Annotated in this window: 19 protein-coding genes; 4 read left to right on the top strand and 15 right to left on the bottom strand. The window is 63.4% G+C overall.

Annotated elements, in window-relative coordinates:
• Window positions 1-81 precede the first annotated feature (81 nt).
• The 3 genes from LZK81_RS00825 to LZK81_RS00815 are packed head-to-tail and all read right to left on the bottom strand — an operon-like array spanning window position 82 to window position 4,310.
• Window positions 82-1,689 carry an acyl-CoA dehydrogenase family protein gene (locus LZK81_RS00825; protein WP_233954901.1) on the bottom strand — a complete coding sequence of 536 codons (1,608 nt, stop codon included), beginning with the start codon at window positions 1,687-1,689 and terminating at the stop codon, window positions 82-84.
• Between the two features lie 6 nt (window positions 1,690-1,695).
• Window positions 1,696-2,457 (bottom strand): SDR family NAD(P)-dependent oxidoreductase, encoded by a 762-nt coding sequence (locus LZK81_RS00820; protein WP_233954900.1) that lies wholly within the window; start codon window positions 2,455-2,457, stop codon window positions 1,696-1,698.
• Window positions 2,454-4,310, bottom strand: coding sequence for a feruloyl-CoA synthase (locus LZK81_RS00815; protein ID WP_233954899.1), 1,857 nt, complete (start codon window positions 4,308-4,310; stop codon window positions 2,454-2,456). Before LZK81_RS00815 ends, LZK81_RS00820 begins: the two co-directional genes overlap by 4 nt.
• Window positions 4,311-4,443: 133 nt before the next feature.
• Here LZK81_RS00815 and LZK81_RS00810 point away from each other — a divergent pair, with 133 nt between their 5' ends.
• Genes LZK81_RS00810 through LZK81_RS00800 form a run of 3 tightly spaced genes read left to right on the top strand, consistent with a single transcriptional unit; the run spans window position 4,444 to window position 6,607 of the window.
• Window positions 4,444-5,238, top strand: coding sequence for a crotonase/enoyl-CoA hydratase family protein (locus tag LZK81_RS00810; RefSeq protein WP_233954898.1), 795 nt, complete (start codon window positions 4,444-4,446; stop codon window positions 5,236-5,238).
• Window positions 5,239-5,250: 12 nt separating this feature from the next.
• Complete coding sequence (locus LZK81_RS00805) at window positions 5,251-5,706, top strand: MarR family winged helix-turn-helix transcriptional regulator (RefSeq protein ID WP_046602798.1); 456 nt, start codon at window positions 5,251-5,253, stop codon at window positions 5,704-5,706.
• A 25-nt stretch (window positions 5,707-5,731) separates the two neighbouring features.
• Window positions 5,732-6,607: an amidohydrolase family protein gene (locus LZK81_RS00800; RefSeq protein WP_046602797.1), complete on the top strand. Its 876-nt coding sequence runs from the start codon at window positions 5,732-5,734 to the stop codon at window positions 6,605-6,607.
• On the opposite strand, the gene LZK81_RS00795 is transcribed toward LZK81_RS00800, so the two are convergent.
• From LZK81_RS00795 to LZK81_RS00745, 11 genes are all read right to left on the bottom strand, one after another.
• A complete protein-coding gene (locus LZK81_RS00795) occupies window positions 6,604-7,617 on the bottom strand; it encodes a LacI family DNA-binding transcriptional regulator (RefSeq protein WP_233954897.1) in 1,014 nt (337 codons plus the stop codon). The two genes, LZK81_RS00800 and LZK81_RS00795, sit on opposite strands and share 4 nt — an antisense overlap.
• 7 nt (window positions 7,618-7,624) lie before the next feature.
• Window positions 7,625-8,464: an ABC transporter permease gene (locus LZK81_RS00790; protein ID WP_233954896.1), complete on the bottom strand. Its 840-nt coding sequence runs from the start codon at window positions 8,462-8,464 to the stop codon at window positions 7,625-7,627.
• On the bottom strand, window positions 8,461-9,282 hold the full coding sequence (locus LZK81_RS00785; protein WP_233954895.1) for an ABC transporter permease: 822 nt from the start codon (window positions 9,280-9,282) through the stop codon (window positions 8,461-8,463). The genes LZK81_RS00790 and LZK81_RS00785 overlap by 4 nt, the downstream gene beginning before the upstream one ends.
• Before the next feature lie 190 nt (window positions 9,283-9,472).
• A complete protein-coding gene (locus tag LZK81_RS00780) occupies window positions 9,473-10,606 on the bottom strand; it encodes an extracellular solute-binding protein (RefSeq protein ID WP_233954894.1) in 1,134 nt (377 codons plus the stop codon).
• Window positions 10,607-10,648: 42 nt separating this feature from the next.
• Window positions 10,649-11,782: an ABC transporter ATP-binding protein gene (locus tag LZK81_RS00775; RefSeq protein ID WP_233954892.1), complete on the bottom strand. Its 1,134-nt coding sequence runs from the start codon at window positions 11,780-11,782 to the stop codon at window positions 10,649-10,651.
• A 113-nt stretch (window positions 11,783-11,895) separates the two neighbouring features.
• On the bottom strand, window positions 11,896-12,579 hold the full coding sequence (locus tag LZK81_RS00770) for an HAD family hydrolase (RefSeq protein ID WP_046602793.1): 684 nt from the start codon (window positions 12,577-12,579) through the stop codon (window positions 11,896-11,898).
• Between the two features lie 23 nt (window positions 12,580-12,602).
• Window positions 12,603-14,129 carry an alkaline phosphatase D family protein gene (locus LZK81_RS00765; RefSeq protein ID WP_233954891.1) on the bottom strand — a complete coding sequence of 509 codons (1,527 nt, stop codon included), beginning with the start codon at window positions 14,127-14,129 and terminating at the stop codon, window positions 12,603-12,605.
• On the bottom strand, window positions 14,116-14,868 hold the full coding sequence (locus LZK81_RS00760) for a glycerophosphodiester phosphodiesterase family protein (RefSeq protein WP_046602791.1): 753 nt from the start codon (window positions 14,866-14,868) through the stop codon (window positions 14,116-14,118). The genes LZK81_RS00765 and LZK81_RS00760 overlap by 14 nt, the downstream gene beginning before the upstream one ends.
• Before the next feature lie 16 nt (window positions 14,869-14,884).
• Window positions 14,885-15,805, bottom strand: coding sequence for an ABC transporter permease subunit (locus LZK81_RS00755; protein ID WP_233954890.1), 921 nt, complete (start codon window positions 15,803-15,805; stop codon window positions 14,885-14,887).
• Between the two features lie 2 nt (window positions 15,806-15,807).
• A complete protein-coding gene (locus LZK81_RS00750) occupies window positions 15,808-16,800 on the bottom strand; it encodes an ABC transporter permease subunit (protein WP_233954889.1) in 993 nt (330 codons plus the stop codon).
• Window positions 16,787-18,112 (bottom strand): extracellular solute-binding protein, encoded by a 1,326-nt coding sequence (locus tag LZK81_RS00745; RefSeq protein WP_418936461.1) that lies wholly within the window; start codon window positions 18,110-18,112, stop codon window positions 16,787-16,789. Before LZK81_RS00745 ends, LZK81_RS00750 begins: the two co-directional genes overlap by 14 nt.
• 149 nt (window positions 18,113-18,261) lie before the next feature.
• Between LZK81_RS00745 and LZK81_RS00740 the strand changes: the two genes are divergently transcribed.
• Entirely contained in the window at window positions 18,262-19,200 is a 939-nt protein-coding gene (locus LZK81_RS00740; RefSeq protein WP_233954888.1) for a sugar-binding transcriptional regulator, read from the top strand.
• A gap of 3 nt (window positions 19,201-19,203) precedes the next feature.
• Here LZK81_RS00740 and scpA read toward each other — a convergent pair whose 3' ends face one another.
• The gene (scpA, locus tag LZK81_RS00735) at window positions 19,204-21,342 is read right to left on the bottom strand and encodes a methylmalonyl-CoA mutase (RefSeq protein WP_233954887.1); all 2,139 of its coding nucleotides are present in this window, start codon (window positions 21,340-21,342) and stop codon (window positions 19,204-19,206) included.
• Window positions 21,343-21,413 lie beyond the last annotated feature (71 nt).

The raw sequence follows: 21,413 nt of genomic DNA, 5'->3' as shown, positions 1-21,413 counted from the left end.
TCGAGAAAAAATCCTAACCGGCATCACGCACATATTTTCCGCGGTTTCGCAACTCCACCACATGGCGCGCAGGCGGTCGGCTCAAGCGCAGCGTGCGCTATGGAATGCGAACTGCGCGGAAAGGCTTTCCACCGCCCTGACCTCGGAGATGCGCAGCGCCATCCAGGCCGAGACCGCCGCCCAGGCGGCCCGCATATAACTGTCGGCACGATAGAGGGCCGCGTCGGGATCGGATTGCAGCGCCGTCATCCGGCCGCTCAGCAATTCGAAGCCGTCGAGAACCGCCAGAACAGTGTCCGAAGCCTGCGGATGTTCGGCGATATAGGCATCGATCTCGTCGCGCGCCCTCTCCAGGAAGAGTGCCAGCCCCCGGCCCTCGTCGCGCCAGAGGCGGCGGGTCAGGAAATCGAGCGCCTGCATGCCCGTCGTGCCTTCGTAGATGGTCATGATGCGGGAGTCGCGCAGATATTGTTCGAGCGGCCAGTCGCGGGTGTAGCCGACGCCGCCGAGCACCTGGATCGCCGCATTCGCGGTCTCAAACCCCGCCGCCGCGCCGAAATTCTTGATCAGCGGCAGCATCCAGCCGGTGAAATCCTCCAGCCCGGATTCGGGCTCCAGCCGGGCGATATCCATGGTCGTTGCAAGTTCGAGAACCGCGGCGCGCAGGATTTCCGTGGAGCTGCGGATGTCATGAAGCTGGCGCTGCACATCCGGATGGCTCGATATCGGCACCGGCGGCTGGTCCGGCCGTCCGCCCTGACGGCGCTCCTTGGCATAGTCCTCGGCGATATCGGCAGCGGCAGACGCGATGCCCAGCCCCTGGCAGCCGGCGAGCAGCCGCATCAGCTCGATCATGGTGAAAAGCTGCGGCAGGCCGCGGCCTTCGCGGCCGAGCATGATGCCCCTGGCGCCTTCGAACCGCATGGCGCAGGTGGGCGAGCCGTGCAGGCCCATCTTTTCCTCGATCCGGTCGACCGAAACGCCGTTCGGTCGGCCGTCGATCAAGTTCGGCACCAGAAACAGGCTGATGCCGCGCGTGCCCGGCTGGTCGTTGGTGCGGGCGAGCAGGCAATGACCTATGCGGTCCGCCATGTCGTGATCGCCGAAGGAGATCCAGATCTTCTGGCCGGTGATCAGCCATTCGCCGTCGCGCAATTCGGCCTTGGTGCGCAGGCGTCCGACATCCGAGCCCGCTTCCGGCTCGGAAATACAGATCGTCGCCGCCCATTCGCCGGCGGTGAGTTTCGGCACCCATTCGTTCGCGGTCGTCTCGTCGGCGGCTTCGGCCAGAAGATGCGCGGCGGCGCGTGTCGAGCCGGCCGCCATCATCAGTGCCACGCAGCCCCGCTCGAACAGCGGCGCGCAGGCGGCATGCAATGTCAGCGGCACGGCCTGACCGCCGAATTTTTCCGCCACGTCCATGCCGAGCCAACCGGCCTCGGCATATTGCCGGAAGGCATCGGCAAAGCCGTCCGGCGTCCTCACCCGGCCATCGACCACCCTCGCGCCGATCCGGTCGCCGACGGCATTCAGCGGAGCCAGCACGCCCTCGGCAAAACTCGCCGCCTCCTCGACGATCGCCGCGACCGTCTCGTCGTCGCAATCCTCACGGAGTTCCTTGAGCCGGTGCCAGCCCGGCGTCAGGGCGAGAAGTTCCAGCGTTCGGCTTGCCTGATCCGAGAACGACATGATCGGCTACCGCGGCTGCATGCGCAGCGCCCCGTCAAGCCGGATCACCTCGCCGTTGATATACTGGTTCTCGATCACGAACCGCACCGCATCGGCGAATTCGCCGGGATCGCCGAGGCGGGACGGATAGGGAATCGCGCTGGCAAGACTGTCCTGGGCTTCCTGTGGCAGTTCGTAGAGCAGCGGCGTCAGGAAGATGCCGGGAGCAACCGTGTTGACGCGGATGCCGAAGCGGGAGAATTCGCGCGCCGCCGGCAAGGCCAGCGAAACGATGCCGCCCTTAGAGGCCGCATAAGCCGCCTGGCCGATCTGCCCTTCGAAGGCGGCGACCGAGGCGGTGTTGACGATCACGCCGCGCGCCTTGTCCTCGCGCTCGGGCAGGCCCGACATGCGCTCGGCCGCAAGCCGCAACATGTTGAACGTGCCGATCAGGTTGACACGGATCACCCGCTCGAAATCGGCAAGCGGCATCGGTCCGTTCTTTCCGACGATGCGCCCCGCTGTGCCGATGCCGGCGCAGTTGACAAGGATGCGCAAGCCGTCGCCGGCTTTCGCCGCAACGTCGAGCGCCTTGGCCGCATCATCCTCGCTGGTCACGTCTCCGGAGAGCGCCACGCCGCCGATCGCGGTCGCGACCTTTTCGGCTGCGGCCTGGTTGCGGTCGAAGACATGCACCACAGCCCCGAGTGTTGCGAGCAGCCGTGCCGTCGCCTCGCCGAGCCCCGATCCGCCGCCGGTGACGACGGCGCTTGTTCCTTCGATCCTCATGCCGCCAGCTCCTTGCCGACCCGGATGACGCCCGGCGCATCCGCATACAGTTCCTCGACGAGGTCGCCGCGATGGGCGAGCACGGCGCGCTGGTTGATTGAGCCCTTGTCGGTCACTTCGCCCTTTTCGAAGCGCAGCGGCTGGGTCATCAGCATCATGCGCATCACCCGCGTCGCCGAACCGCTCGACTGTTTCTGGTGTTCCCTCAGCCGCTCGGCGATCGCCGCCCTTACCTTCGGATGGGTAACCACCGCCTCGTCGGGAAGGACGGCGTCGCCGCCGATCAGCTCGCGCAGTGCCGGCATGAAGGGCACCGCCAGCGCCCCGAGCTCGGCCCGGTTCTCGCCGGTGATGACCGCATCGCGGATCAACCCGCCGAACTGGTTGACGATCTGTGCCCGCAACACGCCGACCGCCACCCAGGTGCCGGTCTGCAGCTTGAAGTTCTCCGCCGTGCGTCCGTCGAAATAGAAGCCCTGGCGCGGATCGCCGGGGACGGCGAATTTCACCGCGTCACCGATCCGATAGAAGCCTTCCTCATCGAAGGCCTCTCTGGTCAGCTTCTCGTTGCGCCAGTAACCGGGGGTGACGTTCGGGCCCTTGAGGCGAAGCTCGTATTTGTCGTCGATCGGTACCAGCTTCATCGTGACGCCCTGGCCTGGCACGCCGATATTGCCGGGCTTTTCCTGCGGGTCGGTGCAGAAGATCGCGAACGGCGCGGTCTCGGTGGAGCCTATGCCGGTGCCGAGCGGCACCCGTTCGCCGATCGTCATCTCGGAAAGCTCGATCAGCGCATCCCAGGTATGTTGCGCCATGCCGGCACCGGCATACATCAGCAGCTTCAGGTCCTTGAAGAAGGTCTTGCGAAGACCCTCGTCCTCGCGCATCGCCTGGATCAGCATTTCGTAGCCGGCCGGCACGTTGAAATACCAGGTCGGCGAGATTTCCTTCAGGTTGGCAATCGTCTGGGCCATCAGCGCCGGGCTCGGCTTGCCGCGGTCGATGTAATAGGTTCCGCCGCTATAGATGGCGATGTTGAACACCTTGTTGCCGCTGGCGGTGTGGTTCCAGGGCGCCCAGTCGACCAGGACCGGCGGTTCGTCGCGGAAATAGGAATAGCAGTCGGTCACCATCTCCTGGTTGGAACATAGCATGCGCTGCGTCTGGATGACCGCCTTGGGCGAGCCCGTGGTGCCCGAGGTGAACAGGAATTTCGCGACCGTATCCGGCCCGACCGCATCAAAAGCCTTGTCCACAGCCTCGGTCGGCTCGGTCTTGAGGATGTCGTCGAGGAGATAGATGCCGGACCTATCCTCAGGCAGGTTGCGCATCCCGGCAAAGGGTATGTCAGCCCCGAAAGCCGTATCGACCGCCTTGCGGAAGGCACCCGCGTCGTCGGCGAAGATCAGGCCGGGGGTGATCTGCTTGGCGATGTCGTGCAGCTTCGAAAAATCGGAGGAGATGGTCGCGTAGGCCGGCGCGATCGCTGCGGACGGGATACCCACATGCTGGGCGCCGAGCGCCATCAGCGCATGTTCGATGGAGTTTTCCGAGAGGATGACCAGCGGATGTTCTGCCGAGAGCTTCATGTCCAGCAGGAACTGGCCGACGCGCCGCACCTGATCGAGCGCCTGCGCAAAACTCACCCTGCGCCACTCGGCCGTGCCTTCGCGATCCGCCATCCAGGTGCGATCGGGTGCGGTTTTCGCCCAGTGGACCAGCCGCTCGTTGAGCTTGTCGGGATAAGGACCTAGCGGATCCTCGCGCCAGACCACGAATTCGCCGTTCGGCCGCTCTTCCCAGCCGACCACGGGCGACCACAGCTTCACGTCACGCACAGGTTTTCCGCTCATGACTTCTCCTCCCAGACGTCAATGCTCCCTCTCGGGCTCCCAAAATTTGTTTACAAAGAAACAATCTCCCTGTAAACGATCAAAAACTGATGACGGGCTGGGGAGCGTCCGTTGCTGGAGGAGAATGCATAAAATGGCCGATCAGACGGCAACCAGCTTCGTGACCTATGAGCTCAAGGGCAATGTTGCCCATATAGGTCTTAACCGCCCTGAAAAGCGCAATGCGATCAGCGACCGTTTCGTCGAGACGATCGCCGAGACTGTGGCGCGGGCCGAAAGCGAGGCGAAAGCCGTCGTTCTCTTCGGCCATGGCGATCACTTCTGCGCCGGGCTCGACCTTGCCGAACATGTGAAGAAAACGCCGATCGAAGGCGTGCGCGGCTCGCGCCGCTGGCATGCGGTGTTTGCCGGCATCGAACACGGCACGATCCCGTGGATTTCGGCCCTGCATGGCGCGGTCGTCGGCGGCGGCCTTGAACTGGCAGCATCCACCCATATCCGCGTTGCCGACAAATCCGCCTTCTTCGCGTTGCCGGAAGGCCAGCGCGGCATTTTCGTCGGCGGCGGCGGTTCGGTGCGTGCTGCCCGGCTGATGGGCGTCGCCCGCATGACCGACATGATGCTGACCGGCCGCGTCGCTTCGGCGGAAGAGGCGGAGCGCTGGAACCTGGCGCAATACGTCGTCGAAAAGGGCATGGCTCGGCAGAAGGCACATGAGCTTGCGGAAGCGGCCGCCAGCAATGCGGAAATCTCCAATTACGCTGTCATAAACGCGCTCCCGCGCATCCAGGACATGGCGAAGGAGGATGGCCTTTTTGTCGAATCCTTTATCGCCTCCTTCACGGCCACTAGCCCGGAGGCCGAAGAGCGGCTGCGCGCCTTCCTGGAAAAACGCGCCGCAAGGCTGAAGGCGCCGGGTTCGGCATAAGGGGAAACGCCCATGGACATGCCGATCCGCACGGCGGACGAGGTCGATCTCGACCGGCTCAATTCGGCGCTCGGCTTCCTGATGCGGCTGGCGCAGCTCAAGATCTACGAGCGGTTTTTCGAAGAGGTCGGCGAACATAATCTGAAGCCTGGGGAATTCTCCGTACTTTGGGTCATTCTCCACAATCCCGGCATCCGACAGAGCGTGCTCGGCCAACGGTTGATGATCAAACGAGCCCATATGACCAAGCTGATCCGGGCGCTGGAGGACCAGAACCTCGTTTCGCGGAAGGTGCCTGATGGCGATCGCCGGGCCGTGGAGATCACGCTGACGCCGGAAGCGGTGACAAGGGTGAAGCAGGCGAGCCAATGGTTCTTCACCTACGAAGGGTCGGTCGGCGCCAATCTTACCGCTGACGAGCGCCAACAACTGACGGCCCTGCTGCGGAAATTCGTGGGCCTGGGCTGAATTTAAGGACCGGGAGGAGCGAACCTTGAACATCGACGAACTGATCGCCATCGACGTCCACACCCATGCGGAAGAACCCTGCTGCGGCCCCCGCGACGACGGCTACGACCAATTCCAGGCCGGCATGGCCAAATATTTCAAGAACCCGGCCGGCCACAAGGGCATGCTGCCGACGGTCAACGAGACCGCCGTCTATTACCGCGAACGCAAGATCGGCTGCGTGATCTTCCCGGTCGATGCCGAGCGCGAGACCGGCTTTCGCCGCTACAACAACGAAGAAGTAGCGATGATCGCTGCCGAAAACAGCGATATCATGATCCCGTTCGCCTCGATCGACCCCGCCAAGGGCAAGATGGGCGCCCGCGAGGCGCGCCGGCTGGTGCGGGAATTCGGCGTCAAGGGCTTCAAGTTCCACCCGACCATGCAGGCCTTCTATCCGAACGACCGGATGGCCTATCCGCTCTACGAGGCGATTGCCGAAGAAGGCGCGATCACGCTGTTCCATACCGGCCAGACCGGCGTCGGCGCCGGCATGCGCGGCGGCATGAACATGCGGCTGAAATATTCCAACCCGATTTATCTCGATGACGTGGCAGCCGATTTTCCCGACATGCCGATCATCCTCGCACATCCCTCCTTCCCCTGGCAGGAGGAGGCGCTTTCCGTCGCGACCCACAAGCCAAACGTCTATATCGACATGTCCGGCTGGTCTCCAAAGTACTTTCCGCAGATCCTGGTGCAGTACGCCAACTCGATCCTGAAGCACAAAATGCTGTTCGGCTCGGACTGGCCGGCGATCACACCTGACCGCTGGATGGCGGACTTTGCGGCGATTTCGATCAAGGACGAGGTGCGGCCGCTGATCCTCAAGGAAAATGCCCGCAAGCTGCTGAAGCTTTAAGCCGGGACGAAACTCTTTCGCACGACCAGTTCGGGGATCACCCGCTCGTATCCCGGCGACGCGTCCGGGTTTTCCAGCCGTCGTTCCAGAAGCTCCACGGCCCGAAGCGCCATGATGATCGGATCCTGGCGGAAGGTGGTGAGGCTGTAGCTCAGCCAGGCGGCTTCCGGCACGTCGTCGAAGCCGATCACGGCCACGTCTTCGGGAATGCGAAGTTTCGCCTCGATGCGGATGAAATCCATCACCCCGAAGGCGATCTGGTCGTTGGTGCAAAACACGGCATCCGGGCGCTCGCCGCCGGCAAACAGTTCGCGGGCGGCGGCAATGCCGCTGTCGTAGTCGGAGTCAGGCCCCCCGGCGGACTGGACCTCGGCGCCGAGCGACCGCGCCGCCGACATGAAAGCATTTTCGCGCTCGACGATGCTCGGCGTTCCCGATTGCGAACCGACGACGGCAAGGCGACGACGTCCAGCGTCGAAGAAGGCGTTGGCGGCCTTGCGCGAGGCCTCGGAATTGCCGGCGCGGACATGATCGGCATCCGGCTCCGAGCGGCCGATCACCACCAGCGGCTGGCCGTTGCGCTGGGCGAGTTCGAAAAAGCTTGCGGGCGGCGAACCGGACAGGATGATGGTCGCTTCGGCACGGTGGCCGATCAGCATCTTCTGGGCGGCCAGCAACTCGTCTTCGGTCTGGCCGGTATTGATGAGGATCGGGATATTGCCGCGATGGATCAGCGCTTTGGCGAGTGCCGCCGTCAGATGGGCGCGAAAACCGAGTTCCGGCTTGGTCGCGACGATGCCGACGAGGCGGCTCTGGTTGGCGAGCACGCCGCGGGCGAGGTCGTTGACGTGGTAACCGAGCTCTTCCGCCGCCCGCAGCACCTTTTCCCGCGTCGCCGGCGCAACACTGGCACCCGGCGTGAAGGTGCGGGACACGGCCGAACGGGAGACGCCGGCAAGACGGGCGACCTGTTCGGCGCTGACGAAGCGCATGCGTTTTTCGTCCTTCATGCTTTCCTCAATGCCCCACGCGCGAAAGGACGTCCGCCTTCAGGAATCGCTCCACGATCAACATGAACACCAGGGAGGGAACGAGCAGCAAGAGGGCAGTGATCGATGCGATCTGATAATTGCCACCGGCAGCGGTGGTATAGAGCAGCAGCGGCAGCATGTTCACATCAGGCGCGCCGACGAAATAGCTGCCGGTGAATTCGTCGAGCGATTCGAGGAAAACGAAGATGGCACTCGCCATCAGGCCGGGTGCTGCGAGCGGCAGCGTCACGTCGAGAAAGGCGCGGAACGCACCGGCACCGATATTGCGGGCCGCCTGTTCGAGTTCCGCATCGATCGCCGAAAAGGCGGCCGTGGCGATCCAGACCGCATAGACCAGGCCATGCGAGACATGCACCAGCACGACGCCGGGGATCGTGCCGTTGAGCCTGATCTCATAGAATATGCGGGCGATGTTCACATAGACCGTCAGGTTCGGAAAGGCCTGCGGAATGAGGAACGCGAGCAGGATGAGGCCTCGGAACGGCAGTTTCAGCCGCGCCAACGCGTAACCGGCCGGGATCGCCAGCAACAGCGAAACGACGACGGTGAGCAACGCCACGATCAGCGAATTGGTGAGCGATTCCATCGCTCCGCCACGCGGCGCGAACACTTTTGCCCAGGAGCTGAAGCCGTATTCGAGCGGCAGGCTGTAGGGGAAATACCACTTCTCCGCCACCGTCCAGAGCAGCAGGTTGAAGAGCGGCCCGAAGATGAAGAAGGCCATCAGCCCGAAGATGATGCCGCGCGGCACCCACCAGAGGGCAGCGAGAGGATTGCGGGCGGCGGGAATATGGGCGGCTGTCATGCGCGTTCCTTGAGGCTGGCGCGCAGGTAGATCCATGCGACGGATGCGGCGAGCACGAGCGAGATGAGGCCGAGCGCGTTGGCGACGCCGTAATCTCCGTAGGAATTGACCCGGAAGGCGATATCGGCGGTCAGCATGGTCGGCGACTGGGCGTTGATCATCAGCGGCACGGACAGAACCGACATCATGGTGACGAAGGAGAGGATGAGGCCGACCGTCAGCGTCATCGCCACCTGCGGCACGACGATTTCCAAGAGCAGCCGCAGCCGCGAGGCGCCGAGATTGCGGGCCGCCTCGATCGTGTCGCGATTGATGGAAGCCATCGCGCCGGCGACGAGCAATGCCACGAACGGCGTCTGCTTCCAGACGAAGGCGATGACGATGCCGCGCCAGTCGAGGAAGCTCACCGCATCGAGCGGCGTCAGCAGGCCGAGATTGATGAAAGTGTTGTTCATCATGCCGTTCTTGGACAGGAAGGTGCGAAGGATCTGGCCGACGACGATGAAGGGAATGAACATCGGCCAGCGATAGAGCCAGCGCAGGATCGCCACCGCAACCGGATGTTCGCCGAGCGTCAGGTAACCGCCTATCGCAACCGAGGCGATGCCGATCAGCACCGTCGACAGGCTGACGATCACGACGGTGAAGACGATGTCCTTGGTATAGAGGTCGAAGGTCTTGGTGAAATTGCCCCAGCCGAAAGCCCCCTCCACCTGGAAGGCGCCGACCGCCGACATGATCAGCGGCAGGATGAAGAGAAAGGCGATCACCGCGAGTGCCGGCAGCACGAGAAGGAGACCGAGGAGGCGTTTTGGCATGGTTCGACCATTCGGAGAGATGTTGGGACAGTCTCTTCTCCCCAGCGGGGAGAAGGTGGCCCGAAGGGCCGGATGAGGGGGTTTTGCGGCAGATGCGACCTCGCTTGCGCTCGATCGCGCGCTCCTGCGTCGCTTGCCCCCTCATCTGTCCTGTCGGACATCTTCTCCCCGCTGGGGAGAAGACAGAACGTTACTTCACAGACTTCTCATAGGCTTCGAGGATCGCGGTGTTGTAGGGCGCGATCGGGAAGGGCTTGCCCTTGGCGGCAAGGTCGGCCGGCGAGATGTCGACGAACAGCTTGTTCCAGGTGGCGTCGTCCAGTTCCTTCTTGACGTTGTCGGCGTCGATGCCCGGATACCAGTTGAAGCGCTTGACGATGCCTTCCGCCTGGACCTTCGGGCTGGTGGCGAGAGCGATGAACTTCTCGGCCAGCGCCTTGTGGGCTGCCTTTTCCGGCAGGACGTAGTGCATCGGCTGGCCCGGCATGCCCGGAGCCGGCAGAACCAGCTTCATGGTCGGCGGCAGCTGGCCGCTGGCCTGCCACGAGTAGAACATGTCGACCCAGACCGGGCCCATGGCGATTTCACCGCGCGACAGCAGGTCGAGCGTGCCGGCATTGCCGGGCGTCAGCGTGGCGTTGGTGGTGAAGTCGGCGAGGCTCTTGAAGGCCGTATCCCACTTCTTGGTTTCGTCCTCCTTGAACGGGCCGTTCATCAGGGTGTTGGCATCGCCGCCGCCGAAGGCGTAGATCCAGCCCATGACGAACGAGACGCCGGAAGCGCCGCCCTTGATGCCGTTATAACCGAACTGCTTCGGATGGGCCTTGGCCCAGTCTGCGAGCTCGGCATAGGACTTCGGCGGGTTCGGAACGAGCGCCGGATTGTAGGCGATCGCGGTCTGGCTATTGAACATCGGCATGACATAGCCGTCGACATTGGTGCCGAGCGCCATCTTGGCGTTGGCGCGGGTGACGAGCTTGCCGGTTTCGATGTCGCTGCGGTACTTGTCGAGATAGTTCTTGGTCACCATCGGGCCAACGAATTTTTCGTGGACGACAGCGACGTCGACGTCCCACTTGTCAGCCTTCGCCGCGGCCTGGGCGTCGAAACGCTCCAGGATCTTCTGCGAGCCGGCGTCGCCGGGGCCGGTGCCGACGGCGCGAACCGTGTTGCCCGGATAGGTCTTTTCGAACAGCGGGCCGAGATACTGGTTGATGTAGTCGACCATGTTCTGGTCGCCGGCGGTCGCAACCGTCAGCTCTTCGGCATGAACCGGAAGGGCCGCGAAAACGACGGCGAAGGCTGCGTAGGACATCTTGTTCATGAGTGCTTCTCCGTGAGCTGAAAAGGCAGAGGTATCGAAAGGTCAGGCGTAGACTTTCCCGGACGGCGTCCGGGAAATGGGTGAGACCGAAGCAGCCTCCGGCGAATTGAACAGGAACAGCGCATCGGCCGGCACGAACACGGAGACGCGGGTGCCCGGCTCGAAGGCGCGTTCGGCATCGGCCATGATTTCGTGATCGCCGAGCTTGACGACATGACGCCAATGGCCGCCGGGATAACTGACGGCGGCAACCTCGCCCCGGAAGGTGATGCCGGGGCCGATCACGGCGATATCATCGGCCGGGAACAGACGGGCGGCCTCCGGGCGGAAGCGGGCTTCGACCGAACCCGCTGCCAGCGCGTGGCCAAGGAGCGGCACATTGCCGGCCGCATTCGCCGGGCCGGCGGCGATCGCGAACAGGTCGCCCTGCGGCTCGCCGTTCAGGAAAAGCACATTCTCCGCGCCCATGAAGGCGGCAACAAAGGCCGAGGCCGGGCGATTATAGACATCCTCCGGCGTGCCCTGTTGCGCGATCCTGCCGGCATTGAGGATGACGATCCGGTCGGCCATCACCATGGCCTCCTCGCGGTCGTGGGTGACATGGATGGCGGTGATGCCGAGGCGCTTCTGCAGCGCCCGCAGCTCATGGCGGACGGTCAGGCGGATACGGGCGTCGAGGTTAGACAGCGGCTCGTCGAGCAGCAGGATTTCCGGATCGATGGCAAGCGCCCGGCCGAGCGCGACACGCTGGCGCTGGCCGCCGGACAGTGCCGAAGGCTTGCGCGCCTCCAGCCCGTCGAGCCCCAGCAGTGACTGCATGGCGGCGACGCGATTGGCGATCTCGGCACGCGGAACGCCCTTCAGCTTGAGCCCATAACCGATGTTCTGCGCGACCGTCATATGCGGCCAGAGCGCGTAGGACTGGAAGACCAGCGCCATGCCGCGCTTGTCGGGCGGCAGGTGGGTCACGTCGCGATGGCGCACCTTCACTTCGCCGGCCGAAGGATCGATGAAACCGGCGAGCAGGCGCAGAAGGGTGGTCTTGCCGCAGCCGGACGAACCGAGCAGCGCCACGAACTCGCCCTTGGCGATCGACAGGTCGATATCGGTCAGAACCTGCGTGGCGCCATAACGGCTGGCGATGCCGCGCAATTCCAAAAACCCGTCCCGCTCCATCGAACCCCCTCTTGCACAGCCGTGCAACCTTGCTGGGGGTTTCTTAGGGCCGGAGTTTTACAGGCGGATGACACCGGCGATTTTTTATTTCGGGATGTTGGCGAAGTGGTCGCTCAGGCTTCCACGGTGAGCGGCGCTTCCAGACGGGCAAGTGCTTCCTGAAGCTCGGCGGCACCGGTCGCCACGAATATGGCTCCGGCTTCCGCCAGGGTTTTCACGCGGCCGGACCGTGGGTCTGCCGGATCAACGAAGCCGATCGCCGTCATGCCCGCCGCCCTCGCCCCGGTGATCCCGTGGGCGCTGTCGTCGATCACCACGCAGCGGGCCGGATTGGCCGACAGGGTTTCCGCGCAGAGATGAAAGAGATCCGGCGCCGGTTTCGGCCGCGCCACCATGTCGGCGCTGAAGATCGAGGGCGCGAAGGCGTTCCAGAGGGGCAAAAGGCCGAGGCTTTTCGACAGCCGGTCCGTCGAGCTGTTGGAGGCGACGCATTTGCGGTGCGGCAGCGACCGGACCAGGCTTTCGATACCGGGCATCGGCTCCAGCGAGCGGGCGAATTCCGGATAGATGTCGAGATGCCAGGCCTCGAAGACCGCATCCAGATCGGTGATGCCGAGTTCTTCGGTGCAGATGCGGCGGATGGCGCTGGCCGAATTGCCGGTGAAGCGAACCAGAACCTCTTCGGCGGTAATGGCGGCGCCGGCATCCTGCAGAGCCTTGGCAAGCGTGCGGCTGGCGATCGGCTCGCTGTTGATCAGGACGCCGTCACAATCGAAAATCAGGAGATCTATCTGCATGAAAGTCCAACTTGAGTGAGGCGTCAAAGCCGATTGACGCCAGCCGAACCGTCGGCGACGGCAAAGCTCTGGAAAACGGCAGCGGGGGAATTCTGCTGCTTGCGGTCGGTGATCCCGATGAAATCCACCTCGGCCGACCGATCGCTCAGGCGCATGATCGCATAACCATGCTTGTCCGAGGCAAACTTGAGATGCGGATTTTCGGCAAGCGCCGTCGCCAGGCTCGCTGCGGAAGGCGCATCTGAGGTGATCGAGCCGCAGACGAATTCGCTGGCGATGGCCTGGGCCTTCTCATCCGCGAAATCGCGCTTCACATCCGCCGCGTAGAAGGCATGCAGGTCGCCGCCGATGATCAGCGGATTTTGGACCGCCGAGGTCTGCACCGCCTCCAGCAGCCGGCCGCGAGCGGCGCGATAACCATCCCAGCCGTCGAGATTATACGCGGTGGCCGGACCGGATTTGGTGTCGCGTTCGGCAAGCAGCGTCTGCTGGGCGATGATATTCCATTTCGCCTGGCTGGCACCGAGCGTATTGCCGAGCCATTGTTCCTGTGCCGGGCCGAGCATGGTTCGTTCCAGCCGATCGTCGCCGGCAAAGCCTTCGAGTTCCGGCGAGCGGTATTGTCGCGTATCGATGAGCGTCACGCCAGCCAAGTTGCCGAAGCGGTAATGATCGTAGATGCGCAGCGCATCGAAACCGGCTGCAAGACTCGGATGCACCGGCATATGCTCGAACCAGGCCTGGTAGGCGGCGCGGCGGCGGGCGAGGAATTCGGCCGGGTTCGGCGCGTCCGGCGCCCGGTCGTTGGCATAATTGTTGGTGACCTCGTGATCGTCCCAGACGGCGAGCCAGGGAAAAGCGGCATGCGCCGCCTGCAATTGCGGGTCGGACTTGTAAAGCGCGTAACGATCGCGGAATTCGTAGAGCATCGACGGCACGCCGGTCTGGTGTTTGCGCACCAGTTGCGCGCCGTAACTCCGCTCGTAGATGTAGTCGCCGAGATGGACGACGAGGTCGAGATCGCGGCCGGCCATGTCGGCATAGGCGCTGTAGAAACCCTGCTCGTATTGCTGGCAGGAGGCGAAGGCGAGACGGAGCGTATCGACGCTATCCGTCGGTGCGGTGCGGGTGCGGCCGACCGGGCTTTCCGCATTGCCGGAGCGGAAGCGGTAGAAATACCAGCGGCCGGGCAAAAGGCCCGTCACCTCGACATGCACCGAATGGGCGAATTCCGCGACGGCACGGAAGAGGCCCGACCGGACCGGCTTTGAAAAAGCCTCGTCCTCGGCGACCATCCATTCCACATCGATCGGCTCCAGGACCGGCTTAGGTGCCGGGGCAAAGGGATCGGCGGAGGTGGCGGCCGATGCGTTCTCCAGGATTAGCCGCGTCCAGAGCACGATGCTGTCGGCCCTCGGCGCGCCGGAGGCGACGCCGAGAGCGAAAGGATCGGTGTTGAAGCTTGCCGCACGTGCGGAGCCGAGCGGCCGCCAGATGGCAGCCGCCGCCAGTCCGCCCAGCAGCAGGCTTCGACGATCAATGAGCGGCATCGAACAGTCCTTCGCGTGCCTTGACGGCGAGATCCGGGCGGTCGGTGGTGATCTGGCGCAGCGGGCGCTTCAGCCAGAACGACAGGTCTTCCAGTTCGTTCGGAACCCAGACGCCGAGCTTTTTGGCCGGAACGAGTGCGGAGAGCAGTTCCCATTCTTCCAGCAGCAGCGCCTTTTCGATCGCCAGCACGTCGGAGACCAACAGCATGGCTTCGACGGACTGGCGCAGCCCGAGAGCCTGGACGGATTTGTGATTGAGCGAGGACAGCCGGCGGATATGCGGCGCGACTTGCCCGATCGTCTTCAGGACCTCGCCGCTGAAGCTGGTCAGGAGGGAATTGTCCGCGATACCAAAGCGGTCGATCATGGCCGCAGCCTTGGCTTCGAGACCTTCATAAGGCTTGCCGTCGGCATTGGCCTTCAGTTCCACATGCAGTTCGAGACCGGTCGGTGCGTAGATTTCAAGCACTTCCTCGAGCGTGGGGATGCGCTCATTGGTACCCTTGAGGATCACCGAACGGTATTCGCCGGCGGCGAGATCCGCCACCCGGCCGGAGCGCTCTGTGGTGCGGTCAAGCGTCGCGTCGTGGATGACGAGGAGTTCGCCGGTGGCGCTCAGATGCACGTCGAACTCGACCGATTCGACGGAGAGGTCGAGCAGGTTGCGGAAGCCGGTCAGGCTGTTCTCGGCCCAGAGATTGCGGGCGCCGCGATGGCCGACGATGATGGGATTGGTCATTGGAAATACCTCTTTTCTATTTGCTGGAATCCACCAGGCCCTTGGTGAACCAGCGTTGCATCAGAAGGATGACGAGAGCGGGCGGCGCCATCACAAAAAAGGAAGCGGCCATGGCGATGTTCCAGGCCGGCTGGGCATCGGCGACCGGGATCAGGTCCTTGAGCCCGATCATTGCGGTGCTCATCGCCTTCTCGGTGGTGAAGAGAAGCGGCCAGAGATACTGGTTCCAGCCATAGAGGAAGAGGATGATCGACAGCGCCGCGATATTGGCGCGCGACAGCGGCAGAAGCACGTCCCAGAAGAATTTCAGCGGCCCGGCGCCATCGAGCTTGGCCGCCTCGCAGAGTTCGTCCGGCACGGTCAGGAAGAACTGGCGGAACAGGAAGGTCGCCGACGCCGAGGCGATCAGCGGCAGGATGAGGCCGCCATAGCTGTTGATCATGTTCCATTGCAGCGCGGCGTCGAGCTGGTAGCCGGTCGTATCGGCGACAAAACCGGTCAGGCCGATCGCGTCGAACAGCGACCGAAGCGGGCCGCCGGCATCCGCCACCGCCTCGTAGGTCGGGATGATGCGGACTTCCACGGGAAGCATCAGCGAGACGAAGATCAGCCAGAAGGCGGTCATGCGGAAGGGAAAGCGGAAATAGGTGACCGCGAAACCGGCGATGAGCGAGACCGCCAGCTTGCCGACGACAATGCCGACGGTGACGATGAGGGAATTGACGTAGAGACGGCTGAACTGGCCTTCGTTCCAGGCGAGGACAGTGTTCTCTACGAAATGGCCACCCGGGACCAGCGGAAACGGCACCTGCTGCACCTCACCGACCGTCAGCGAGCCGGCGACGAAAGCGAAATAAAGCGGCATGCAGACGACTGCCGCACCGATCAGCAGAACGACGTGGCAGAAGATCGAGAGGCCCGTGTGACGTTCGACCATGATCACACCTGATAATTGACTTTGCGCTCGACGGCGCGGAACTGCAGGAAGGTGAAGAGCACGGCGATCGCCATCAGGATCACCGACTGGGCGGCCGACGAGCCGAGGTCGAGCTGGCGGAAACCGTCCTGATAGACCTTGTAGACCAGCGTGTTGGTGCTGCCGGCGGGGCCGCCGCGCGTCACCGTGTCGATGATGCCGAAGGTCTCGAACAGGCCGTAGACGAAATTCATGACAATCAGGAAGAAGATCGTCGGCGCGGCCATGGGCAGCGTCACCGTGAGGAAACGGCGGACCGGCCGGGCGCCGTCGATCGCCGCGGCCTCCATCACCGAGGCCGGCACGGCGAGGAACGCAGCGACGAGGAAGATGTAGTCGTAGCAGACATGTTTCCAGATCGCCGCAACCGAGACCAGCAGCAGCGCGTCGAACGGCCGGCGGTTCGGGTCCCAGGCGAGGCCCAGTTCATGCAGCATCTGGGCGAGCGGGCCGACGGTTGGGTTGAACAGGAAAGCCCAGAGCACGCCCGATATTGCCGGGGCGATCGCATAGGGCAGAAGGATGACGCCCTTGTAGATCGCCCGGCCGCGCATGACGTTGTCGGTGGCGAAGGCCAGCAGCCCGGCGATGACAAGCGTCGCGATACATTGCACGACCGTGAACCAGAGTGTCAGGATGGCGCTGTCGCGATATTCCGGGCTCGAAAACAGGGTGGTGAAATTTTCCAACCCGACGAAGATCATCGTGCCGCCGAACGGATCCACCTGCACGAAGGCGAGCGACAGCGCCTTCCAGGTGGGGATGAAAAAGAAGAACAGCAGGATCAGCAATTGCGGCGCAAGCAGGCCTGCGGCCAGCCAGGGCCGCCGGAAATGCGAGGCCTTGAGCCCCGCTTCCGACGTCCCGACCAGGGAGCTCAGGCTCCGCCGCAAGGGCAAACCGGGGCGCTTCACCGCGCCCTCGTTCTTGGTCATGATGGCATTATTTGCCGGCATGGAGCTTCTCGTACTGGCGCAGGATCTCGTTGCCGCGCTTGACGGAACTGTCGAGCGCTTCCTGCGGGGTCTTCTTGCCGGTCCAGACGGCCTGGATTTCCTCGATCAGGATGGCGGTCGACTGGTTGTGGTTTCCGAAGCGGAAGCCGCGCGAATTGTCGGTCGGCTCGCCGCGCGACAGCTGCTCGATGGCGATCTCGCGGGTCGGATGATCCTTGAAATAACCCTCGGCCTTCATCTTCTGGTAGGCGGCATTGGTGACCGGAACGTAGCCGGTCGCCTTGCTCCACCATTCCTGGGTGTCGGGCTGGGCAACGAAGTTGAAGAAGGCGGCAACGCCGGCCTGAACCTCTTCCGACTTGCCCTTGACCGCCCAGAGCGACGCGCCGCCGATCGTGCCGTTCCTGACGTCGGCACCCGCTTCATGCGGCATGACCGCGGCGCTCCACTTGAACTTGGCATCAGCTTCGACGCCGGAATGGCTGGCGGTGGAATTGATGATCGTGGCGCAGGTGCCCGAGGTAAACAGGCTGATCGGGGCGACACCCTGGCCGGCGATCTTCAGCACGCCGTCATCCACCCACTTCTTGAGACGGGCGACCTGACCGACGACACCGGTCTTGTTGTAGACGAATTCGGTATCGAGGCCGGCATAACCGTTGGCCTTGGTGGCGAAGGGGTAGTTGTTGATCGCGGAATAGTTCTCGATCAGGCTCCACTGGAAGTCGCCCGGCAGCGCCATCGAGCAGTCGGTGACCTTCTTTTCCTTCAGCGCATAAAGCTGCTTTTCGAGGCCCTGCCAGGTGTCGGACGGCGCGTCGAAGCCGGCGGCCTTGAACGCATCGGCATTATACCAGAGGATCGGCGTCGAGGAGTTGAAGGGCAGCGCTGCCGGCTTGCCGTTGACGATGTAGAAGCCGGCGACCGGCTTGATGAAGTCGTTCCAGTCGGTCTTGTAGCCCTGCTTGGCCATCAGCTGGTCAACCGGGATGATCGCGCCGGAATTCAGCATGGTCATGAAACCACGCTCGGCCGACTGAAGGATAGCCGGCTGCTGGCTGACGCGGTAGGCGGCGACCATGGCGGCCAAGGTCTCTTCGTAATTGCCCTTGAAGGTGCCGACGACCTCGTACTTGTCCTGCGACTTGTTGAAATCGGAGATCAGCTGCTGGACGGTATCGCCGAGCTTTCCGGAGATCGCGTACCACCATTCGATCTTGACGCGGTCGGCAGCAGTTGCTCCCGTCGCGCCCATCAAAAGTGCGCTTGCGGCAAGAAGGCCGGTTATCGATTTCACGTATGTCGAAGCCATGTTTCGGTCCCTGATAATCGGGTCTTTCGCACGACCCGCCCTGTTTCGGTTCTGGCCATCTCCATCAGTCTGGGTTAGCCATGACATGGATGGGTTACGTTACATATGTTACGTCGATGTGACATTTGATATTTTTAATGGTGGGGGATATGGAGCAGCGTGAATTGATGGTGCGGGCCGCGTGGCTCTATCACGTGGAGGGGCTTACCCAGCAGCAGATCTCGGAGCGGATGAACATCACCCGGCGGCGGGTGAACGAGATCCTTTCGGAAGCGCTGGAAGCGGGCGTGGTGCGGATCAGTTTCGATTCCGTGCTGGCGGAAAGCGTGGAGTTGGAAACCAAGCTGCGCAAGCGTTATGGGCTTATGGACGCGGTTGTCATTCCGACACCGGGCGATGCGGCTCTGCTGCATTCGGTGCTCGGGCGCGGCGCGGCCGGCTTTCTCGGGCGGCTGATCCAGACGCAGAAACCCGCCTCGATCGGCGTCGGCTGGGGCTCGACGCTGCGCGAGACGATCCAGCACATTCCGTCGCTCAACGAACCGCAGATCAAGGTGCGCTCGATGATGGGTGGCCTCACCCAGGGTTCAGAGATCAACACGTTCGAGATCGTGCGCGGCTTCGCGCAGGTGCTGAACGCCCAGTGCCGCTATTTCGTAGCGCCGATCTATGCCGAGAGCCCGGAATCGCGCGATGCGATCATCTCGCAGGCGGTGTTCCAGCGGACGTTCAGGCAGATCTGCGAGGTGGATGTCGCGTACCTCAGCGTCGGCGACGTGTCGCAGCAATCGCTGCAGGTGCGTTACGGCCTGCCCGAAGGCATGACCGAACAGATCCTCAGGAAAGCCGGCGCGGTCGGCGACCTGATGGGCCGTTATCTCGACGCCACGGGCAAGGAGATCGACCACCCGCTGAACCGCCAGGTGCTGGCACCCGAGATGCAAGACTTCCGCAGGATCGGCTGCCGCATCGTCGCGTCAGGCGGGCCGCACAAGCACAAGATCCTGCAAGCGGTGGCGCAGAGCGGTCTTGTCAACGTGCTGATCACCGATGCCGACAGCGCGAAAGCCATGCTGGCGGCGAAGTAGCGGTCAGATATTCCGCCGCTTGCCCTCCAGGAGGTCGATGATGGAGTTGGCGGCATCCAGAACATTGGTGCCAGGGCCGAAGACGGCGGCGACGCCTTGGCTCATCAGGTAATCGTAGTCCTGCCGGGGCACGACGCCGCCGACCACGACGATGACGTTTTCGGCACCTTTTGCCTTCAACGCTTCAACGAGCTGGGGCGCGAGTGTCCTGTGGCCGGCGGCGAGCGACGACATGCCGACCACCTGGACCTTCTCCTTGACCGCAAGGTCGGCCGCCTCCTCGGGTGTCTGGAACAGCGGGCCGGCCAGAACCTCGAAGCCGATATCGCCGAAGGCCGAGGCGATCACCTTGGCGCCGCGATCGTGACCGTCCTGGCCGAGCTTGGCGACCATGATCTTCGGCCTGCTGCCAAGCGTCTGGGCATAGCTGCCAAGCCGCGAGACGATCGTCTTGTATTCCGGATCGTCCTCATAAGCGGGTCCGTAGATATCGCTGACCACCTCCGGCACCGCCGAGTGGTCGCCGAAGGCCTGGCGCATCGCATCGGAGATTTCACCGACGGTCGCGCGGGCGCGGGCGGCTTCGATCGCCACTTCCAGCAGGTTTCCCTCGCCCGTTTCAGCGGCTTCCTCCAGCACTGCAAGCGCCGCCGCCACGCGCTTCGGATCGCGCTGCCGCCGCACGTCCTCCAGCCGCTTGATCTGGCCGTTGCGCACGGCGGTATTGTCGATGGCGAGAATGTCGATCTCGTCCTCGTTTTCCAGCCGGTATTTGTTAACGCCGACGATGATTTCCTCGCCGCGGTCGACGGCGGCCTGGCGGCGGGTGGCGGCTTCCTCGATCAGCCGTTTCGGCAGGCCGTCGGCGACCGCCTTGGTCATGCCGCCCATGGCCTCGACCTCCTCGATCAGTGCCCAGGCCTTGTTCGCAAGCTCGTTGGTGAGGCTCTCGACGTAATAGGAGCCGGCGAGCGGATCGACGACCTTGGTGATGCCGGTCTCGTGGTTCAGGATGAGCTGGGTGTTGCGGGCGATGCGGGCTGAGAAATCGGTCGGCAGCGCCATCGCCTCGTCGAGCGCGTTGGTGTGCAGCGACTGGGTACCGCCGAGCACCGCCGACAGCGCCTCATAGGCGGTGCGGATGACGTTGTTATAGGGGTCCTGTTCCTGCAGCGACACGCCCGACGTCTGGCAGTGGGTGCGCAGCATCAGCGACGAAGACTTCTGCGGCTTGAACTCCTCCATGATCCGCGACCAGAGCAGGCGGGCGGCACGCAGCTTGGCCGCCTCCATGAAGAAGTTCATGCCGATCGCAAAGAAGAAGGACAGCCGGCCGGCGAACTCGTCGACGCTGAGGCCCTTGGCAAGTGCTGCCCGGACATATTCGCGGCCGTCTGCCAGCGTGAAGGCGAGTTCCTGAACGAGCGTCGCGCCCGCCTCCTGCATATGATAGCCGGATATCGAGATCGAATTGAACTTCGGCATTTCCTTGGCCGTATATTCGATAATGTCGGCAACGATCCGCATCGAGGGTTCGGGCGGGTAGATATAGGTGTTGCGGACCATGAACTCCTTCAAAATGTCGTTCTGGATGGTCCCGGACAGTTCGGCCCGCGAACAGCCCTGTTCCTCGCCGGCGACGATGAAGGAGGCGAGGATGGGGATGACCGCGCCGTTCATGGTCATCGACACGGACATGTCCTTCAGCGGAATGCCGTCGAACAGGATCTTCATGTCCTCGACGCTGTCGATCGCCACGCCCGCCTTGCCAACATCGCCCTCGACCCGCGGATGGTCGCTATCGTAACCGCGATGGGTGGCGAGGTCGAAGGCCACCGACAGGCCCTTCTGGCCGCCGGCGAGATTGCGGCGATAGAAGGCGTTCGACGCTTCGGCAGTCGAGAAACCGGCATATTGGCGGATCGTCCAGGGTCGGCCGGCATACATGGTGGCGCGCGGGCCGCGCACGAAGGGTTTCATGCCGGGCAGCGAATTGAGATGGTCGATGCCATGGAGGTCTTCCTCCGTATAAAGCGGCTTGATGTCGATGCCTTCGGGCGTGTTCCAGACGAGGCTGTCTGCCGGACGCTTCAGTTCCTTCTCGGCAAGCGCCTGCCAGTCGGCGATGGTTTTCCTGGTCATCGATGCGATCCTTTTCTGAAGGCGCCGCGTGTCGGCCGCTTGCCGAACATGGTGAAATTGACCCGACCCGT

The sequence above is a fragment of the Neorhizobium galegae genome, from assembly GCF_021391675.1.
GTDB lineage: Bacteria > Pseudomonadota > Alphaproteobacteria > Rhizobiales > Rhizobiaceae > Neorhizobium > Neorhizobium galegae_B.
This window is presented reverse-complemented; position numbering and strand designations above follow the sequence as displayed.

Bases quoted from the DNA above. Each gene is read 5' to 3' on its own strand.
- LZK81_RS00825 (WP_233954901.1), bottom strand. From the start codon at position 1,689: ATGTCGTTCTCGGATCAGGCAAGCCGAACGCTGGAACTTCTCGCCCTG.
- LZK81_RS00820 (WP_233954900.1), bottom strand. From the start codon at position 2,457: ATGAGGATCGAAGGAACAAGCGCCGTCGTCACCGGCGGCGGATCGGGG.
- LZK81_RS00815 (WP_233954899.1), bottom strand. From the start codon at position 4,310: ATGAGCGGAAAACCTGTGCGTGACGTGAAGCTGTGGTCGCCCGTGGTC.
- LZK81_RS00810 (WP_233954898.1), top strand. From the start codon at position 4,444: ATGGCCGATCAGACGGCAACCAGCTTCGTGACCTATGAGCTCAAGGGC.
- LZK81_RS00805 (WP_046602798.1), top strand. From the start codon at position 5,251: ATGGACATGCCGATCCGCACGGCGGACGAGGTCGATCTCGACCGGCTC.
- LZK81_RS00795 (WP_233954897.1), bottom strand. From the start codon at position 7,617: ATGAAGGACGAAAAACGCATGCGCTTCGTCAGCGCCGAACAGGTCGCC.
- LZK81_RS00790 (WP_233954896.1), bottom strand. From the start codon at position 8,464: ATGACAGCCGCCCATATTCCCGCCGCCCGCAATCCTCTCGCTGCCCTC.
- LZK81_RS00785 (WP_233954895.1), bottom strand. From the start codon at position 9,282: ATGCCAAAACGCCTCCTCGGTCTCCTTCTCGTGCTGCCGGCACTCGCG.
- LZK81_RS00780 (WP_233954894.1), bottom strand. From the start codon at position 10,606: ATGAACAAGATGTCCTACGCAGCCTTCGCCGTCGTTTTCGCGGCCCTT.
- LZK81_RS00775 (WP_233954892.1), bottom strand. From the start codon at position 11,782: ATGGAGCGGGACGGGTTTTTGGAATTGCGCGGCATCGCCAGCCGTTAT.
- LZK81_RS00770 (WP_046602793.1), bottom strand. From the start codon at position 12,579: ATGCAGATAGATCTCCTGATTTTCGATTGTGACGGCGTCCTGATCAAC.
- LZK81_RS00765 (WP_233954891.1), bottom strand. From the start codon at position 14,129: ATGCCGCTCATTGATCGTCGAAGCCTGCTGCTGGGCGGACTGGCGGCG.
- LZK81_RS00760 (WP_046602791.1), bottom strand. From the start codon at position 14,868: ATGACCAATCCCATCATCGTCGGCCATCGCGGCGCCCGCAATCTCTGG.
- LZK81_RS00755 (WP_233954890.1), bottom strand. From the start codon at position 15,805: ATGGTCGAACGTCACACGGGCCTCTCGATCTTCTGCCACGTCGTTCTG.
- LZK81_RS00750 (WP_233954889.1), bottom strand. From the start codon at position 16,800: ATGCCGGCAAATAATGCCATCATGACCAAGAACGAGGGCGCGGTGAAG.
- LZK81_RS00745 (WP_418936461.1), bottom strand. From the start codon at position 18,112: ATGGCTTCGACATACGTGAAATCGATAACCGGCCTTCTTGCCGCAAGC.
- LZK81_RS00740 (WP_233954888.1), top strand. From the start codon at position 18,262: ATGGAGCAGCGTGAATTGATGGTGCGGGCCGCGTGGCTCTATCACGTG.
- scpA (WP_233954887.1), bottom strand. From the start codon at position 21,342: ATGACCAGGAAAACCATCGCCGACTGGCAGGCGCTTGCCGAGAAGGAA.